Origin of the sequence: Pseudonocardia halophobica, from assembly GCF_027922425.1 — a bacterium.
GTDB lineage: Bacteria > Actinomycetota > Actinomycetes > Mycobacteriales > Pseudonocardiaceae > Pseudonocardia > Pseudonocardia halophobica.
In genome coordinates this window covers 1-578 of sequence record NZ_BSFQ01000256.1, presented here as the reverse complement: position 1 = coordinate 578, position 578 = coordinate 1, and the positions used below count along the sequence as shown (strand labels likewise).

At 57.8% G+C, this 578-nt stretch carries 1 protein-coding gene; it reads right to left on the bottom strand.

Annotated features, from left to right (window positions below; genetic code table 11):
* Positions 1-205 precede the first annotated feature (205 nt).
* The coding region (locus PKE99_RS39380) for a hypothetical protein (protein WP_271215162.1) at positions 206-578 on the bottom strand (373 nt) is incomplete at its 5' end.

The following is a 578-nucleotide window of genomic DNA, read 5'->3' as shown; positions in this document are numbered from 1 at the left end:
TTTCACACACGCAAGCTGCTTTCGTACTTTTGCCCACGCTCTTTCGTACTTTTACACACGTTCTTTCGTACTTTCACACACGCAGCGCTCGGAATCTCTTATATGTTTCAGTAACTTGTGGGCGATTTTCTGCGCTTAACTCTGAATCTAACCCATATTTAACACCTAGATTTGTGGATAACTCTCGTCTGGAACACTCTTCGCCTCACCCGGCATAGAACACGCAGGCCTCTTTCCCGCTCTCAGGTCCACGCAGCCACTCGCCCCCAAGGAAAGCGCAAGCGGTGCCGTTGCCTGCCATGAAACGGGGCAGGGCGATAATCAGGCTGAGCACCAGGACGAACCCTAAAAGGGCTTTGAATGGGGTGCGCTTCTTCCGGCGTCCCGCGCTTGCCAGATCGTCGCGCAGACGCTGAAGGGTTTGCTCTTCCTGCCGGACCAGCTCGTCCAGAGTGCGGCTGGCGTCCCGCCGATCGGCAGCGAGAGCCAAGTGCAGGCCTTCCAGCCGGTCGAGAGGCGCGGCCAGGGCCTTGTCGATCTCGTTGCCGATATGGCGGGCATAGCGCTGCGGGTCAGGG